Source organism: Methylomonas sp. DH-1 (assembly GCF_046097555.1).
Classification (GTDB): Bacteria; Pseudomonadota; Gammaproteobacteria; order Methylococcales; family Methylomonadaceae; genus Methylomonas; species Methylomonas koyamae.
On the sequence record NZ_CP143089.1, the window covers coordinates 3,101,288 to 3,118,644 of the forward strand.

Sequence of the window (17,357 nt, forward strand, 5' to 3'; positions counted from 1 at the left end):
CGGACCGCTTATGACCTTCATGACCTGGAGCGACAATTACCTGACCGGCATCGAAGCGATAGACCGGCAACATAAAACGCTGGTCGCCATGATCAACGACGCCGCGCCGGAACTGGCCGCCAGCCCGGCATTGGACATCGAGGTGGCCTTGCCGCTGCTCGACGGTCTGCTGGATTACGTCGCGGGCCATTTTCAGACCGAGGAGCGGATCATGGCCAGCTCCGGCATCGATAGCCGCCATCTGCAACACCATCAAGCGATGCATGGCGAATTCCACCGGCAAGTGCTGGCGTTACGCCGGCGGGTGGAATCCGGCGACGATATCGACGGCACCGAAGTACTCAGGTTTCTGTCCAATTGGCTGGCGTTCCACATTCTGGGCGAAGACCAGCGCATGGCCCGCGAATTGGAAGCCATCGGCGCCGGCATTGCGGCCAACGAGGCCTACGAAAGCACCGAAGGCAGTAAGGCCGAAATCCTGCAAGGCGCCAACGACGTACTGGTCAATGCCCTGGTCAACCTGTTCAGCCAGATGACCGAACAGAACCGGGCGCTGGCCGAAAAGAACGCCGTATTGCAAGCCGCGCACCGGGAATTGGACAACTACCGCCGCACGCTGGAACAACAGGTGGAAATCCGCACCGCCGAACTGCGCCAGGCCAAGGAAGCCGCCGAAGCCGCGTCCCACGCCAAAAGCCGTTTTCTCGGCACGGTCAGCCACGAACTGTTGACGCCGTTGAACGCGATCCTCGGTTTCGCCCATTTGCTGGAGCAAGCCGAGATTCCGCCGAAAGCCAAGGAACAGGCAAACCGCATCGGCGCCGCCGGCAAGCGGCTGCAGGCCTTGCTCGGCGACGTGTTGCAGTTTTCCCGGCTGGAGGCCGGCGAAGTCAATATCGACTATGCGCCGTTCCAGGCCGCGACGCTGTTGGCACGGCTGCGGGAGCGCCTGGCCAAGTCGGCCTACCAGAAAGGCTTGACCTTGACCTGCGACTGCGCCCCGGCCCTGCCGGCGCTGCTCGGCGACCAGCATCTGTTGGGACTGGCGCTCGAAGCGCTGGCCAACAACGCCGTCAAATTTACCGAATCCGGCGCAGTGCAACTGCGGGCACGGCTGCTGGACCGTAACAACAACCGGCTGCTGCTGGGCTTCGAAGTCGAAGATACCGGCGGCGGCATTGCCCCGGAACGGCAACACCAGCTATTCGGAGCGTTCGAGCAACTCGACGCCACCACCAGCCGCCGCTTCGAAGGCATCGGATTGGGCCTGGCGATTGCCTCGCGCCTGGCCAAGTTGCTGGGCGGCGAGTTGACGCTGGACAGCACGTCCGGCGGCGGCAGCGTGTTCCGCATCAACCTGTGGCTGGCGGCGATCGACGAACAGGCCGTCCCGGCCGGCTCCGACACCGGCCGGGACTGGGACGCTACCAGCACGGTGCTGAACCAGCTTAAAATGGAGCTGAGCCAGGGCAATATCGTCGCCCGCAAACGTTTCGGCGACTTGCGGCCTTTTCTGAGTACGCTCGATGCCGCAGCCGCGCAAACCATGGCGCAGCAGATCGATAACTACGCTTTCGACGATGCCTTGCTGACTTTGAACCGAATCACCGCCGCGCTCGGGCCCACCCCGCCCGCCGACGGCCCGGCGGCCCCCTAACCATACCAACCGACCTACATGAGCCCAACATCGCAATTATCGGTCCAAGCCCTGCAATGGACCGGACACAGCCTGAAAGTGCTGGACCAGCGCGCGCTGCCACAAACCATCGCTTACGACGAATACCGCGACGCCGCCGGCGTTGCCGCAGCCATCGCCTCGATGCGGGTGCGCGGCGCACCGGCGATCGGCATCGCCGCCGCCTACGGCGTGGTTTTATCGGCCAAACAACATTATCCGCAAACCGATTGGCAAGCTGCGGTCGGCCGCGATATCGAGCAACTGGCCGCCTCGCGGCCAACCGCCGTCAATCTGTTCTGGGCCTTGGACCGGATGCGCGGCTTGCTGGCGGGCGACCCGGCCGACCCGGTCGCGGCCTTAACCGAACTGGCGCAAACCATCCACGCCGACGATTTGGCCGCCAACCAAGCCATGGGCGAACGCGGCGCCGACCTGATCGGCAAAGCCGCGACCGTGTTGACCCACTGCAATGCCGGCGCCTTGGCCACCGGCGGTTACGGTACCGCGTTGGGCGTAATCCGTAGTTTGCATCGCCGCGGCCAGTTACTGCGGGTTTATGCCGACGAGACCCGGCCTTGGCTGCAAGGCGCCCGGCTAACGGTGTGGGAATTGGCGCAGGACGGCATCCCGGCCACGCTGATCGCCGATTCGGCGGCGGCTTGGCTGATGAAGTCCGGCCGGATCGACTGGATCGTGGTCGGCGCCGACCGCATCGCCGCCAACGGCGACGTCGCAAATAAGATCGGCACCTATTCGCTGGCGGTGCTGGCCAAGCAACACGGCGTCAAAGTCATGGTCGCCGCGCCCTCCTCCACCTTCGATTTCAGCTTGGAAAACGGCGCCGGCATCGAAATCGAACAGCGCGATCCGCGCGAATTGCTGGCAGATTGCTATTTACACGAAGGTTCGCTGGTCGGCGCCTGGAATCCGGTGTTCGATGTGACGCCGGCCGAGCTGATCGACGCGATCGTCACCGAACGCGGCGCCGTTACCGATCCCGGCAAGCACGGCGTCAGGAGTCTGCAACCATGTTGAATTTGAAAAACGGCAACAGTCCGCTGTTTGCGGTGCAATGCCTTTGGGAAGGCGTGCGCATGCTGGCACGCCCGGAATTGCGCAATTACCTGCTGATTCCGTTGTTCATCAACATGGTACTGTACACCGGCGGTTTCGTGCTGGGTTACCACATGGTATCGGCCCTGATCCACCAGTTCATCCCGGACTGGCTGTCCTGGCTGAACTGGATTCTGTGGCCGCTGTTTTTCGTCAGTTTCCTGGTGGCCGGCTTTTTCAGTTTCGCGTTGCTGGCCAACCTGATCGCCGCACCGTATTACAGCCGGCTGTCCGCCAAAACGCTGGCCCTGATCAGCGGCCAACCGCTGCCGGCGGCGGAATTGGCCTGGGACAAAGTATTCTTCGGCGAACTGCACCGCATCGGCTACCTGCTGCTGCGGCTGTTGCCGTTATTGCTGTTGTTCGCGATACCGGTTGTGAACTTGTTGGCGCCGCTGTTATGGGCCGGGTTCGCCGCCTGGGGCATGGCGCTGGAATTCATGGCCTACCCGCTGGAACAGCGCGGCCTGGCGTTTGCCGGGCAAAAGCAGTTTTTACAGCAAGTGCGCTGGGGGGCGTTGAGTTTCGGCGGCCTGACCAGCCTGGGCCTGACGCTGCCGCTGGTGAATCTGCTAATCGGCCAAGCCGCCGTGATCGGCGCGACGATTTACGTCTACCGGCTTTCGGCGCCGGCTATCGAGTCCGCCGCCGGTTCCTGAGCACCGCAAAATATCGTTAAATTCAGCGTGCCGGTTCCGGCAGGGATAGCCTCAGGCGCAGACCGCGAAGCGAATCCGGCTCGCAGGATAGGTGGAGACGGCGTCATCCGTGGCAACTGGTCCTCCGCATTCCCTGCCGGGGTGACGTGCAGCTGTTAACTTACGGCAAAACCTGCCGGCATTACGCCGGCAGCCGCCAATCCGTCAATACTTAATCGTAACGCCGACGAAAGCCGAGCGGCCCATACCCGGCACGTTTCGGCCCCAAGGCACCGTGACGTTGGGGGCGGCGGTCGGATTCATGCCGTAACGGTCGCCGAGATACGAGCCGGCCAACGGATGGAAATATTGTTTATCCAGTACGTTGTCCAAACCCACGTCCAGCCTGAAATTGCCCCACTCGTAACCGGTTCTGGCATTGAGCAGAATATAGGACGGCGTCTGAACTTCGTTGCGGATTTGCTGGACATGGGATTTGCCGTCGACGAATTGCATTTCCAGCGCGCTTTGCCAACTGCTCAAACGATGGTCCAGGCTCAGTTTCATGTTGAACGGCATCATGTGGTACAGGTTGCCGCCGTCCATGCGTTCGCCGCGGACATAGCTCATCGTGGTATGGGCAGCAAATTCGCCGAGCGTTTGGTCTTTATACAGGCGGGTGCGGCCCGACACGTCCATACCCCACAGCCGCGCATCGTGGTTGGCGTATTGTAAATAGACGTACTGATTGTCCACCGTCAAGTTATTGATGGTGGGCCCGCCGGTATATGACGTTGCCGCGGTGCGGCAGCCGTTGGCATCGCGAGCCGGATTGGTGTTTACCAGACAGCGATCCGCATCGATGAAATTATTGACATAAGTGAAATAAGGCGTGACGTTGACTTCCCACAAATTGTTTTGCGGCTCGTGAAAGGCTGCGGTCAAACTGACGGTATGGGCGGTTTCCTCGGTCAAATCCATATTGCCGACATAGCCGTTGCCGTCGCCGAACCAGCCTATCATCGCCATATCCATTTTCCGCGCGCCCCACACGTAACGCTCGTATAAGTTCGGTGTACGGTTCTTGCGGGCATAACCCAATTCATACTGGCTCATGTCGTTAGGCGTAAACTGCACCAGAGCCGTCACATCGAAAGTGTCGTTGGTCCGCCCTTTATCGCGGGCATTAAAAGCGTTGGCCGCCGTCAAGGCTAACTTCGCCCCCGCCGGATCGGGATTGTTCGCCAGATTGCCATTGGTGCCGAGCAGATTCGGGTTGTAGGGGCTGACGTTACCAGTATCGGTGCTGGTGTGTTCGTAGCGCAAACCCAGCAAGCTTTTCCATTGTTCGTTCCAGCGCGCTTCCCATTCGCCGAAAAAGGCAACCCGCTCCTTCTCCGCATTGTTTAAATTGATGTAATTCTGCGGCGCCATCATCCAGTATGCCGGATTCGGTGTGGGGTTGGCCGGTCCGGGGTCGTTATGCACCGCCGGCCAGTAATCGTTCAGCTTGTTGGCGTGGTATTCGTTGCCGATTCTGAAGGTATCGCGCTTGCCGTAGGGGATTTCCGCCAGAATCTTGTAACCCAGGTTGCGGCCGCGGGTTTCCATCGGCATCCTGTCGTTCGGAAAAGCAAAACCGCCGCCGGCCGGGGTGCCGTCCAGATAGCGGTTGTGCTTGTCGTCGCCGATGTCCATGCTGTGTTGGGTCGATTCGAAGTAGAACTTACTTTCCAGCGTGCCCCAATCGAAACTGCCCTTGTGCATGATGTTGCCGAAGATGCTGTCGTTATTGGTCAGGTCCATGCGCTGGTTCGGGAACAGCTGGTACGGCATGTGCTGCTGCCCGCCGCGGACCACGACCAAATGATTGTCGGATTTAAAGGACAACGCAGCGGAATGGTTCTGGTTGACGTAAGCGGTGGAGTTGACGATTTGGCCGTTGCCGTCGTTGTAATTCATGCTTTCGGTATGCGAGCCGGTGTAGTCCAGCCGCACGTTCTGCGTAGCCACCCCGGCCGCGATACTGCCGCCGAAGGCGTCGCCGTTGCTGCGGTAAAACGACGATACTGACCCGTCCAGCAAAATATCCTTGCCCGGTTCGGCGAACACCGGCTCCGGGGTTTGTACCGAAATCGTGCCGCCGATGCTGTCGCCGCCCAGGCTGACCGGTGTGACGCCGGTCAAAATCGTGATTTTGCCGATATTGCTGCGGTCGATATACGACAACGGCGGATTCATGTGGTTGGCACAAGCCGAGCTCAAGGTCATGCCGTTGATGTCGATTTTGACCCGGTCGTCGTTCATACCGTGAATGACCGGCAGACTGGACACGCCGCCGGCCCCGTACAAACTGACGCCCGGCGTGTCCTCCAATAACTTGGCGGTATCGCTGACTGCGGCACGCTTACTTTCCAGAATATCGGCTTCCATTTCCGATGCGCCCAGGTTCTTAACGCTGGGAAACTTGTCGGTCACGATCACTTTTTCCAACACCACCTCGGTCTCGGTTCCGGCCGGTTCCGGCGCGGTCTCGGCAGCCAACGCCGAAGCTACGAAACAGAGCGATACCGTGCCGAGCCATGTTTCGCAACGCAGCCGGCTGCCGGATGGGTTAGCCGTGGGAGGGTTCGGAAAATCCGCCGAGAAATTTGAATTGAAATTGTTCATTGCTTGCCTTTCGAAAGTCTGAAATCGGGGCGAACGCCAGGGTTCGGCCAAAATTAAGTCAAGCAACAAGCGCACCAAATTGTAAGGCTTTGTAATATTATAAATTTCTAATTTAATGCTTTATGAATTCTCCGAAACTATGCTATTTGCCACACCCAAAATAGGTGATATGCCGCAACTCCGGCCGAAAGTTTCGGCTGCCTTGCGGCCCTGCCCGTGCAATCGCGCCGGTCGCAAAAGCAAATGGCCACGAAGCCGACTTTGCCGGAAACGGCGACGCAGACTTACAATAGCGCGCCTTCAATCACCTAATTTTTCGGAAAATACTATGAAATACAGCCCTTGCGTCGACCAATGCACCACCGACGGCACTCATTGCTCAGGCTGCGGCCGTTCGCACCAGGAAATCGCCGAAACCAAACAGTTGGTCAAATCGGTAGTGGATTTCATCCAAAAACAGGGTTACGACAACCCGGAACAGTTTGTCGACCGCATCGGCAAAAGCATTCTGAAAAAGCTGCAAAAAGCCAACGGCTGAGCGGCTGCCCGCCAGCGTCAGCCGCCGTCGGCAGCCAGGCGGTAACCGACGCCGACTTCGGTCAACAGGTAGCGCGGCCGGGCCGGATTGACTTCCAGCTTGTGCCGCAACTGGCCCATGTAGATGCGTAGATAATGCTGATCGTGAACATGCTCGGCACCCCAGACTTCGCCGAGTAATTGGCGGTGGGTCACGACCAGGCCGGCATGGCGCACCAGGATGCCGAGCAGGCGGAATTCGATCGGCGTAATCCGCACTTCGTTACCGGCGATGAATACTTTACGCCGCGCCAAATCGATTTTTAATTGCCCGGTTTCGAAGCTTTCGCTGGCCGCCGCACTGCGCGCAACCCGGCGCAACAGGGCCTGCAAGCGAGCGTGCAATTCGCCGCTGCCGAACGGTTTGGTCAGATAATCGTCGGCGCCGGCGTCCAGCGCCATGATCTTGTTCTGTTCCTGGCTGCGGGCCGACAACACCAGCACCGGCAAATCGGACAATTGCCGCACACGGCGCACCACAGCGATACCGTCCATGTCCGGCAACCCCAAATCCAGGATCACGCAATCGGGTTGCTCGCTTTTCAGCAGCGCCAGCCCGGTTTTGCCGCAATCGGCTTCGGCGATGCGCCAACCGCGGTTGGCCAGGCTGGTTTTCAGAAAACGCCGGGTCTGGCTGTCGTCCTCCACCAGTAAAATCAACGGCGCCGCCTGGTTCATCCGCCACGCTCCTCCGGCTCGCTCCAATCCAAAGCCGGCGGCTCGCGCAGCGGCAATTCGATGACCAGCGACGCGCCTTTGCCGGCAGCATTACTGGCCCGAATCCGGCCGCCGTGGGCGGCGACGATAGTCCGGCACAAAGCCAGACCCAATCCGACGCCGCCGGGTTCGGTTTCGCCGCCCAGCCGGTAAAATTTGTCGAAGATTTTGTCCTGCATGCCGTCCGGAATACCGGCGCCGTAATCGGTGACGGCCAATTGCAGGCCGTCCGCCGCCAGTTCCGCGCCGATATCGATCGGACTGCCGGGCGGCGTATATTTGATGGCATTTTCGATCAGATTGGCCAACACCTGCTCGAACAATACCGCATCGACCCAAAGCAACGGCAGACTGTCCGGAATTTGGATGCGCACCGGCCGTTCCCGCAACGCCTTATCGAGCCGGGCCAACGCGCTGCCGACGATTTCCTCCAGCGCATTCCATTCGCAATGCAGCGTAATTTCGCCGCTGCTGAGCCGGGCCATGTCCAGAATCTTGCTGGTCAATTCGGCCATCCGTTGCGCCTCGTCCAATACCGCCCGGTAAAACTCCTGGCGCTCGGCCGCGCTTAAGCGGTCGGCATTGTCGATCAACGCGCCGGCGGCGCCGCTAATCCGGGTCAGCGGCGTGCGCAGGTCGTGGGAAATCGCACTGAGCAAGGCGTTGCGCAACGCCTCGGCCTGCACCTGCAAGCCGGCTTCGCGGGCGCACTCTGCCAGATACAGCCGCTCCAAAGCCTGGCCGATCAGATTGCGGAAGGTTTCGAACAAGGCCAACGCTTCCGGATGCGCCGAACGGGTGAAGGGCTCGGCCTTGACCAGCAACACGCCGAATACGGCCTGCGATCCGGCCAGCGGGTAATAGACTGTGTCCCGGCACTGGCGCAGCGCGTTGGCCGCGAATGTCTGCCGGGCCGATTCCGGATCGAAATCCGGCCATGCCGCGAATGGCGACAGCGGCAGACTGCGGTTATCGTCGGCCGCCAGGATGGCCGCTGCGGTAGCGAATTCGTCGCGAATCCGCGCGGCGGCCAACGCCGCAATCGCCTCGCGGCTGTGGGCATCGGCCAGAGCCCGGCTTAACCGGTACAAGGCGTTGGCCCGGTTTTCCCGTTGCCGGGCAATTTCAGCTTGGCTGCGGGCGCGGTCCAACAAGTTGCTGGTCAGGCTGGCAACGACGATCATCACCGCCAAACCGACAATGTTCTCCAGATCGGAAATCGCAAACGAAAAAATCGGCGGCGCGAAATAATAGGCAAACACCGGCGGACTCATCAGCGAAGCGGTCAGCGACGGGCCGCGGCCGTAACGGCTGGCGACCAGGAACACGCCCAGCATGTAGCTCATCAGGATGCTGGCCGGTTCCAACACGCTACGGAACGGCCACGCGGCCAGCGTGCAGACAAACGGCGCGGCGACACCGCAAGCGTAACCGGTGACACGTTCGCGCCGGGTTCTGGCCGGCAATTGCGCGTCCGGGCCGAATTTGCCCGGCCACCGCCTGTTACCGCTAGCGAACATCGCCCTCACCCTTGCCGCCGGCCATCTGCGTCAGAAAGAATGGGCGTTGACCAGAAAATGCACGCCGATACTGGCGAAATAACCGAGCAGAATCACCGGACACCATTTCATGTGGTTGCTGAAGGTATATTGTCCCTTGGCCTGGCCCAACAAGCCAATCCCCGGTGCCGAACCGATCGCCAACAGGCTGCCGCCGACGCCCAGCGTCAACGTCAACAGCAGCCATTGGCCTTGGGTAATATCCGGGTGCATGGTCAGGATCGCGAACATCAGCGTGCCGTTATCGACGAAGGCCGAGCACAAGCCGATCGCGATATTGGCCAGGGTCGGGCTGAGTTGGCCGTAAAGCTGGTGGGAAACGGCATCCAGATAACCGATGTAACCCAAACCGCCGATACCCATCATCGCCCCGTAAAAAAACAATAGCGTGTCCCATTCCAGGCGGCCGACCTTTTCGAAAATATCGAAGCGGACCGCATTCGCCGTAGCGGCGTGGATATCGCCGCCGCCGAAAAACAGCGAGAACTCCGACTGGCTCAACGCTTGCGCTTTTTCGGTTTTACGCAGGTAGAAATAAAAGAACTGCAACAACGACAAACCGGCCATCATGCCGGCGGCGGCCGGCAAATGCAGTTGCATATCGAACACCACGGCCAACGCGATTGTCACGCCGAACAGGAGTAACAAGCGCTTGGCGCCGCGCGGCAGCTCGACCTGGGCCATTTCGATGCTGGGAATTTCCTTGGGCAGCGCAAAATGCATCGCCAGTGCCGGCACCAGGAAATTGGCCAGGCACGGTAAAAACAGTTTGAAGAATTCGGTGAAACCGAGGATGCCGTGTTGCCAGACGAACAAGGTCGAGATCCCGCCCAACGGGCTGAACGAACCGCCGGCATTGGTCGCGATGACGATGTTGATGCACGCCAACGACACGAAGCGCGGGTTGTCTTTACCGACCGCCACCGCCACCGCGCCCATCAGTAGGCCCGCGGTCAGGCCGTTGACGACGCAAGACAGGAAGAACACCAAAAACCCGGTAATCCAGAACAATTGCCGGTAACTCAAATGCTTGGTGACCAGCCAGACTTTCAACGCATCGAATATGCGCATGTCTTCCATCGCATTCAGATAGGTCATCGACACCATGATGAACAGCAACAGCTCGATGTAAGTTTGCAGGTTGCCGCGAAACGCGGCGACCGCCAGCTCGTCGCGGCCCTGTTCCCGGTAAGCCAGCACGATGACGAACCAGATCAAAGCCGCCGCCAGCAGCATCGGCTTGGATTTGCGCAGCTCGGTCACTTCTTCCAGCATCGCCGCGACATAAGCGGCCACCATAACCACCAGCGAAATGTAACCCGCCCAATGGCCGGTCAAATCCAAAGGTTGTAGACTTTGCGCCGCCTGGCCGGTATCCGCGGCGGCAGCCAATGCCGGCATCGCCAAGGCCGCCAGTCCCAGCAGGCCCGATATCATCATCCGCACTCATTTCTCCTTACGCTGCTTTGCAACCGATCCGAACAAGCGGACCGTTCCGCTAACCCCGGCGCGCCATCCGCCTTAATTTTTCCGCGGCTATCGCCGACGAATTCTAAGCAGGCGGGCGTAAAAAAAGCGTAAAGACCGAGCCCGGCAAGCCGGCGCGGTATGCGAGATTTGCCAAATCCCGGCAAATTTGCGGAAATGGGCGGTTTTTAGCCCGCACCGATAGTCAACACGATGAAAAACAAAGCCCTTGCCGACCTGCCCCGCCACAACGTCCCGGCGTTTCCCGGCTGGTGGGCCGCCTTGGGGCCCGGCGTGGTGTGGATGGCGCTGGCCCAGGGCAGCGGCGAACTAATCTGGTGGCCGTATATGTATGGTCGCCAAATACGGCCTGACTTTTCTGTGGCTGTTGGCGCCGGCCTGTTTGCTGCAATACCCGTTGAACCTGGAAATCGGCCGCTACACGCTGTTGACCGGCGAAAGCATTTTTCACGGCTTCATCCGCTTGAACCGCGGCTTCGGCGTGTTTTTGTGGCTGCTGATGACCGTGTCGTTTTTATGGTTCGGCGCGTTTGCCTCGGCCGGCGGCACGGCGATGGCCGAGCTGACCCATTGGCCGCAGGGCTGGAGCCAGCGCGGGCAAAGTCTGTTCTGGGGCTATGTCTCGATTGCGGTATTCGTTACGGCGATTCTGGCCAGCGGCGTGGTCTATACCCTGATCGAACGCTTCATGAAGTTGGTTGCCGTCGTCACCGTAGTCGGCCTGTTGTCGGCCTGCCTGCAAGCCGACGTATTGAAAGCCTTGCCGGAATTCGGCCAGGGCCTGTTCGGCCCGGTCGGCGACATGCCCCGGCCTTGGGATAACCAAGACGCCAGCAAATTGCTGACCGCCATCACCTTCGCCGGCCTCGGCGGCTTCTGGATATTGTTTTACTCGTACTGGCTGCGCGACAAGGGCGCCGGCATGGCCGGCTTGGTCGGCCGCATCACCGGCCTGGGCGGCGCCGAGGAAGCGGTGCTCAGCGACGGTTTTTTACCGGCAGATGCCGAACGCAGCGCGCAAAACTGGAAATCCTGGCGCCGGTTTTTGAGCGCGGACATCCTGGTCGGCATCGTCGGCAATCTGTTGACCACATTGATGACCTGCCTGCTGGCCTACGCGCTGCTGTTCCCGAAAGGCTTGCTGCCGCAGGAATACGAATTGGCCGTCGTGCAAAGCCAGTTCTTTGCCGTCAGTTGGGGCGAAATCGGCCGGCTATTGTTTCTGGTGGTAGCCGCGGCGTTTTTGACCGATACCTGGCTGGCAACGGCCGACGCGGTCAGCCGGATTCAAGCCGATATCGTATTGACGCTGTTTTCCAAGGCCCAGCGTTGGCCGGCCCGGCGCTGGTATTACCTGTTTCTGGCGCTGCTGACCGTAATCACCTCGTTTACCATGCTGCTCGACGCGCCGGGGCCATTGATTCTGACCAGCGCCGTGATCGGCTTCGCCGGCACCATCATGTTTCCGCTGGCTTTATATCTGTTGAATTACCGGCTATTGCCTCCGCACCTGCCGGCCTGGGCCCAACCCAAGGGCCGGCCCTGGCTGCTGGCATTGAGCTTTGTCGTGTATCTGCTGCTGGCGCTGCTGTATCTACGCGCCAGCTGGTAACGGCCAACCGGTTTAAAACTCGTATTTCAACGAACCCAATACATTGATCGGCGCGCCGGGGATCACGCCGAGATTGCTGCCGGCCGAGTTGGCGTAGTATTCCTTGTCCAACAGGTTGTTGATGTTCAACTGGGCGGTCAAACGGTGTTCGCCAACTTTGTGGGTATAAGCCGCCATCGCATCCAAGCGCACGTAACCGGGCAGCATGTAGCTGTTGTCGGAATCTCCCGGCCGCGGCCCGACCGCAACCGCGCCTAGCCCGGCCTTGAAGGCCTGGTTAAACTGCCAAGTGCCCCACAGGCTGCCCTGGTGGCGCGGCACGTTCTCCAGCCTGTGGCCTTGCAGCCCGTCGAAATCCTGGGTGTAATTGACCTGGGTATACGCATAGGTCCCCAACAAATGCAGCCGGTCGGTGACCTGCCCGGCCAGATCGAACTCGATCCCGCGGCTTCTGATTTGTCCCGCCAGGATTTGGAAATTGGGATCGGCCCGGTTCGGGTCGTCGGTCAACATATTGCTCTTGGTCAAATAGAAGAACGCCAACGTCGACGAAAAACGCTGGTCCGCCGACTCGGTTTTAATCCCCAATTCGTATTGCTTGCCGCGTTGCGGGTCGAATTTCTCGCCGCTGGCGCTGACGCCGTTATTCGCGCTGAACGATTCGCTGTAACTGCCGTACAGCGACAGCCAATCCTGCGCCCGGTACAACAGCCCGGCCCGCGGGCTGAAGGCGTCGTCGTTGGCGGGTCTGCGCCCCAATTCGGCTGCGGGCAACGAGACCGGCGAAAAATTCGCGCCGGTGGTAACGCTGTCGTAACGGCCGCCCAGTAAAATGTGCAACCGGTCGAACAAGGTGATCTGGTCCTGTAGATAGGCGCCGGCCCAGGATTCGCGCCGGTAAAAGAAGGCGTTCTCTCTGGCCAACGCATCGAAATCGACTTGGCCGTAGACCGGCGCGTAAATGTCGATCGGCGCGGTCGGCGCTTGCGCGGAATGGGCGTTGGTCAAGGCATGGAAGCCGTCGAAGCCGACCAGCAGATTATGTTTGCTGCCGAATATTTCGAACTTGCCGTTCAGGTCGATATTGCCGGAATGGGTCATGACGTCCTGCACTCCTTTCGACGCCACTCGGTCCAGCGTGCGCAAATCGGCACGCAGTCCGGCGAAGTTGAACAAGGTCGGCCCGCTCAAGCTCCAGTCCTTGAACAAATAACGCTGGGTAATTTTCCAGTCGTCGTTGAAACGGTAGGTCCAATCCACCGCAACCGAGGTGCTTTCCAGGGTTTGGCGGTGGAAGCCGTCCTTCAGATTGCGGGTGATCGGAATCGGCGCCGGCCGGCCGTTGATGGCCGGAATGCCGTAATCGGCATTGAATTGATCGTGTTTGTATTCCAGATCGACGTTGGTTTCGAAACGGGCATTCGGCCGCCAGGTCAAGCTGGGGGCGACGAAAAAGCGCTGGTTGCCGACGAAATCGCGAAACGATTGTTGGTCGGTATACGACGCATTCAACCGGTATAGTAAGGTCTTGCCGGCATCGAGCGGGCCGGTGGCGTCGAGCAAGGTGCGGTACTGGTCGAAGGAACCGAACTGCTGCTGCAACGAGTAATACGCGGTATCCAGCGGTTTCTTGGTCACGTAATTGACCAAACCGCCCGGCTCGATCCGGCCGTACAGCATCGCCGCCGGCCCTTTCAGAATTTCGATTTGTTCGATGTTGGCGATATCGTAAATGTCTTGGCGGTTGAACAGACCGTTGCGGTAGGCGTCGCCGAAGCCGGAGCCGGCCAAACCGCGGATCACGAAGTTGTCGTACAGATAACCGCCGCCGGTACGCCCCAACACGCCGCTGACGTGGCCGTTGACGGCGTCCGGCAAGGTCATGGTCTGTTTGTCGGCCAACACCGCTTTCGGCACGATCTGGATCGAGATCGGCGTTTCCATCACCGGCGTGTCGGTCTTGGTGGCCGTGGTCGCGTTGGGCCGGTTGTAATCCGGATTGTCCGGCGCGTTCCAGGCATAGACCGGCTTGCCGACCACGGTCATCGCCGGCATCAGCTCCGGGTGGGTTTGATTGTGCAATTCCGCCGGCCGCGGCTGGATCGTCACGGTGCCGTCGCCGGTGGTCTGCGCCCGCAGCGGCGAATCGGCCAACAGCAGATTCAGCGCTTCGGCGTCGGTATAGTCGCCTTGCACCGCCCGGCTACGCCAATGCTCGGCGACGTCGGTGCCGTAAATCAAGGGCTGCCGGCTCTGCTTGCCGAACTGCAACAACGCCTGGTTTAAAGCTTGGGCCGGAATGTCGAAATAATGTTTGGCGCCGACGTTTTCCGCCTGCGCCGCCGGGGCCAATGCCAGGGCCACCGACGCGACTAGCGAACGGCAGATAATAAGCGAACGGCAATACGTTGCGTGGGACATGAACACTCCTGATTTCGTCTCGGTTACGGGGCCGCACTGCGGCTGGTAACGGTAAAGACGGAATCGGCGCAAAAATCCACATTGGCCCGGCGTTAAATTCTGCTGCCAAGCGGCTAGCCGTATCCGGCTGCGACAACTTGCCCCGCACGGAACGCCCGGCTAGATAGGTGCGGGTAAATCACTTCAGCCCAACCTTTGGGCGGGAAAAAGTCTTCAAATTGTCGCGGCCTCTACGGCATAATCGACCTAGCGCGCGTCGTGCTGCGCTGCCGGCTTATACCTAAAACCATAATCAGGAGCGCCCCCATGTCCGGAACCAACCTGCTTGCCTGTATTTGCCTGACGCTCGCGGCCCTCACTGCCCGTGCCGACTGCGTCGACCCGAAAGACACTTACCAGGCCTACAACGAGGTCGCCGACGCCGTGCAAGACCGGCCGTCCGAATTTTACGTATTGTCCTACTCCTGGGCGCCGCGCTACTGCGCCGAGAAAGGCGAGAAACGCGGCCCCGGCCAAAAAGACTATCTGCAATGCGGCAGCAAAGCCCGTTTCGGTTACATCCTGCACGGTTTGTGGCCGCAAGGCACGCTGGCCAAACCCAACGACTACCCGCGAGCCTGCGCCGGCGACCAGCCCAAAATCGACCGCGCGTTGATGGCGAAATATTTGTGCATGACGCCCAGCGCCTGGCTGTTGCAACACGAATACGAGAACCACGGCACCTGCATGATCGACCAAAATTTGCGCACGCCGCAGGCTTATTTCGACAAAGCGCTGGCGCTGCATAGCGCGCTGCACCTGCCTAACCAACAAATCACCAACGAAACCAAAGGCAAAGCCTGGTTCGCGCAAAACAATCCGCAACTGTCTGAGGACAGCGTCTACTTCGACAACAAAACTAAGGAATGGCGGGTCTGCTACGACCGCAATTTCGCCGCCTTCGCCTGCCCCCGTCCCGGCGGCCACAACGGCGGCGGCGATTCGAACGGCGATAGCGGCGCCTGTCCGATCAAAGGCAACATCTCCGGCAAGAACCGCAAACTCTACTTCGACCGCTCGCATCCTGGCTATGCCGGCGTGGTAATCGACTTCAGCAAAGGCGAACGCTGCTTCGACACGGCCCAACAAGCGCTTGCGGCCGGCTGGGAAAAGGCGCCTTGATATATACGGGTTTTTGGCGTTTCCGGCGAGCCGAGGTTTGCCGGAAACGCTGCCGCTTATTCCGGCCTACGGAACTAACGAATGGCAGGTCTGCTACGACCGCAATTTCGCCGCCTTCGCCTGCCCCCGTCCCGGCGACCAAAACGGCGGCGGTTCGAACGGCGATTTCCTAGTTACCACGCGCCGCGTGGTAATTCAGATTCGCCGCGCTGCGGCGAATAGCAACCGCGGCGCGGGCAAGCCGAGGGTTCCCACGTAGCACGTGGGAACCAGAAAATGGTGTCGCTATCGCGACGGATGCTTTTTAATGCCGGTTCCCGCACCGGCAAGCGGAATACTTTTCTTTGCTTGTCCAAAGAAAAGTATCCAAAAGAAACGACACCCGGCATTCCGCCCTAATCCTGCGCTTCTCGATTTTGCCGAGGGTTTTCCGAAGGGGCTTCCCGCCCCTGCGGAAAACGCGATGCATCCATGCATCGCCCCTTCGGGCTAATCTCGTCAAAATCTGCGATGCTCGGGGCGGAATAACGGGAGGGAACCCCTCACCAAGTTTCGCGGTAGCCAGCGAATTGTTGAACAAGCCATTAAAGCCGGATAGTTGCTCCAAATCAGTATTGTTTATCCGGCCAAAATACGCAGCGCGCCTTGCCCTCCCCCGGCTGCGGCGAATTGCACCGCAGCGGCGGTCGGCTGGGACGAAGGATTAGGCCCCAAACATCTAGTGCTGCGTGACAACTATGGGCGCTCCCTTCGTAATGACCATTGTGTGCTCGTACTGCGCTGAAAGATTTCCGCGTACGCCAGCGAGCGTCCAGCCATCTGCCGTTTCAGTTACGACGCGGCTCTTCGTCGACAGGAACGGTTCAATCGTAATCACCATTCCTTCCTGAAGAATACGCTTGTCAGCCGGGTCGAAGTAGCCCGCAATGTGCTCGGGCTCCTCGTGCAGCGCACGGCCGACCCCATGGCTGCCGAGATTCTCAATGACCTTGAAGCCATAAGCCTTCGCTGTACGCTCTATGGCGGCACCGATCCCGTTGATCGGCTGACCGACTCTTGCTCTTTTCATCGCTTCCGCCAGAGCTACGCGAGTAGCGTGGCATAGGCGGGTCTTCTGAGGAGTTGTAGGGGGAACGATAGTGGTTCCGCCGGTATCGGCGAAATATCCGTCCAACTCCGCGGAAACATCGATGTTCAGAACATCGCCAGCTCTAACTATTCGACCGCCGGGAATTCCGTGCGCGGCCTGTTCGTTAATGCTGATGCAGGTCGTTCCGGGGAAGTTATATGTCAGCTTGGGAGCCGACCGGGCGCCATGCTCTCCTAGCAACCGTTCGCCAAGCATGTCGAGTTCCCGAGTGGTAATTCCGGGTTCTGCGGCATCAAGCATGCGCTGAAGTACCAATGAAACTATTCGGCCGATACGTTTCAGGCCGACAATGTCGTGCTGAGTTTGGATAGTCATGTGGAGCCTTGTGAAGAAAGGAAAGTAAGGGAGGATTCTGGCTCCCTAGTTACCACGCGCCGCGTGGTAATTCAGATTCGCCGCGCTGCGGCGAATTGCACCGCGGCGCGGGCAAGCCGAGGGTTCCCACGTAGCACGTGGGAACCAGAAAATATACAGGGTTTGGGCGTTTCCGGCGAGTCGAGGTTTGCCGGAAACGCTGTCGCTTATTCCGGCCTACGGCGCTCCAGCCGACATGTTGGCTTACGCTTCGCTATAC

The 17,357-nt window shown here is 59.9% G+C and carries 13 protein-coding genes; 7 read left to right on the plus strand and 6 right to left on the minus strand.

Annotated elements, in window-relative coordinates; all coding sequences use genetic code 11:
- The first annotated feature begins 10 nt into the window (after window positions 1–10).
- From VXJ35_RS14170 to cysZ, 3 genes are read left to right on the plus strand one after another with little or no spacing between them, the layout of a single operon-like run.
- Window positions 11–1,657: a bacteriohemerythrin gene (locus tag VXJ35_RS14170; RefSeq protein ID WP_064022060.1), complete on the plus strand. Its 1,647-nt coding sequence runs from the start codon at window positions 11–13 to the stop codon at window positions 1,655–1,657.
- 18 nt (window positions 1,658–1,675) lie between these two features.
- Window positions 1,676–2,713 (plus strand): S-methyl-5-thioribose-1-phosphate isomerase, encoded by a 1,038-nt coding sequence (mtnA, locus tag VXJ35_RS14175; protein WP_064022061.1) that lies wholly within the window; start codon window positions 1,676–1,678, stop codon window positions 2,711–2,713.
- Window positions 2,707–3,450: a sulfate transporter CysZ gene (cysZ, locus tag VXJ35_RS14180; protein WP_064022062.1), complete on the plus strand. Its 744-nt coding sequence runs from the start codon at window positions 2,707–2,709 to the stop codon at window positions 3,448–3,450. The genes mtnA and cysZ overlap by 7 nt, the downstream gene beginning before the upstream one ends.
- A gap of 204 nt (window positions 3,451–3,654) precedes the next feature.
- On the opposite strand, the gene VXJ35_RS14185 is transcribed toward cysZ, so the two are convergent.
- On the minus strand, window positions 3,655–6,099 hold the full coding sequence (locus VXJ35_RS14185) for a TonB-dependent siderophore receptor (RefSeq protein WP_064022063.1): 2,445 nt from the start codon (window positions 6,097–6,099) through the stop codon (window positions 3,655–3,657).
- Between the two features lie 328 nt (window positions 6,100–6,427).
- Here VXJ35_RS14185 and VXJ35_RS14190 point away from each other — a divergent pair, with 328 nt between their 5' ends.
- Complete coding sequence (locus tag VXJ35_RS14190; protein WP_054762100.1) at window positions 6,428–6,637, plus strand: DUF1289 domain-containing protein; 210 nt, start codon at window positions 6,428–6,430, stop codon at window positions 6,635–6,637.
- A 17-nt stretch (window positions 6,638–6,654) separates the two neighbouring features.
- On the opposite strand, the gene VXJ35_RS14195 is transcribed toward VXJ35_RS14190, so the two are convergent.
- Genes VXJ35_RS14195 through nhaD form a run of 3 tightly spaced genes read right to left on the minus strand, consistent with a single transcriptional unit; the run spans window position 6,655 to window position 10,391 of the window.
- The gene (locus tag VXJ35_RS14195; RefSeq protein ID WP_064022064.1) at window positions 6,655–7,353 is read right to left on the minus strand and encodes a response regulator; all 699 of its coding nucleotides are present in this window, start codon (window positions 7,351–7,353) and stop codon (window positions 6,655–6,657) included.
- Window positions 7,350–8,912 carry a DUF4118 domain-containing protein gene (locus VXJ35_RS14200; RefSeq protein ID WP_082880929.1) on the minus strand — a complete coding sequence of 521 codons (1,563 nt, stop codon included), beginning with the start codon at window positions 8,910–8,912 and terminating at the stop codon, window positions 7,350–7,352. The genes VXJ35_RS14195 and VXJ35_RS14200 overlap by 4 nt, the downstream gene beginning before the upstream one ends.
- 30 nt (window positions 8,913–8,942) lie before the next feature.
- The gene (gene nhaD / locus VXJ35_RS14205; protein ID WP_157198187.1) at window positions 8,943–10,391 is read right to left on the minus strand and encodes a sodium:proton antiporter NhaD; all 1,449 of its coding nucleotides are present in this window, start codon (window positions 10,389–10,391) and stop codon (window positions 8,943–8,945) included.
- Window positions 10,392–10,770: 379 nt separating this feature from the next.
- Here nhaD and VXJ35_RS14210 point away from each other — a divergent pair, with 379 nt between their 5' ends.
- Entirely contained in the window at window positions 10,771–12,051 is a 1,281-nt protein-coding gene (locus tag VXJ35_RS14210; protein ID WP_064022065.1) for an Nramp family divalent metal transporter, read from the plus strand.
- A gap of 12 nt (window positions 12,052–12,063) precedes the next feature.
- On the opposite strand, the gene VXJ35_RS14215 is transcribed toward VXJ35_RS14210, so the two are convergent.
- Window positions 12,064–14,472: a TonB-dependent receptor gene (locus tag VXJ35_RS14215; protein ID WP_064022066.1), complete on the minus strand. Its 2,409-nt coding sequence runs from the start codon at window positions 14,470–14,472 to the stop codon at window positions 12,064–12,066.
- Window positions 14,473–14,778: 306 nt separating this feature from the next.
- On the opposite strand from VXJ35_RS14215, the gene VXJ35_RS14220 reads away from it, so the two are divergent.
- Entirely contained in the window at window positions 14,779–15,633 is an 855-nt protein-coding gene (locus VXJ35_RS14220) for a ribonuclease T2 family protein (protein WP_064022067.1), read from the plus strand.
- 37 nt (window positions 15,634–15,670) lie between these two features.
- Window positions 15,671–15,892, plus strand: a complete 222-nt coding sequence (locus VXJ35_RS14225) for a hypothetical protein (RefSeq protein ID WP_157198188.1) — start codon at window positions 15,671–15,673, stop codon at window positions 15,890–15,892.
- 459 nt (window positions 15,893–16,351) lie between these two features.
- On the opposite strand, the gene map is transcribed toward VXJ35_RS14225, so the two are convergent.
- Window positions 16,352–17,098 (minus strand): type I methionyl aminopeptidase, encoded by a 747-nt coding sequence (gene map / locus VXJ35_RS14230; protein WP_064022069.1) that lies wholly within the window; start codon window positions 17,096–17,098, stop codon window positions 16,352–16,354.
- Window positions 17,099–17,357: the final 259 nt, after the last annotated feature.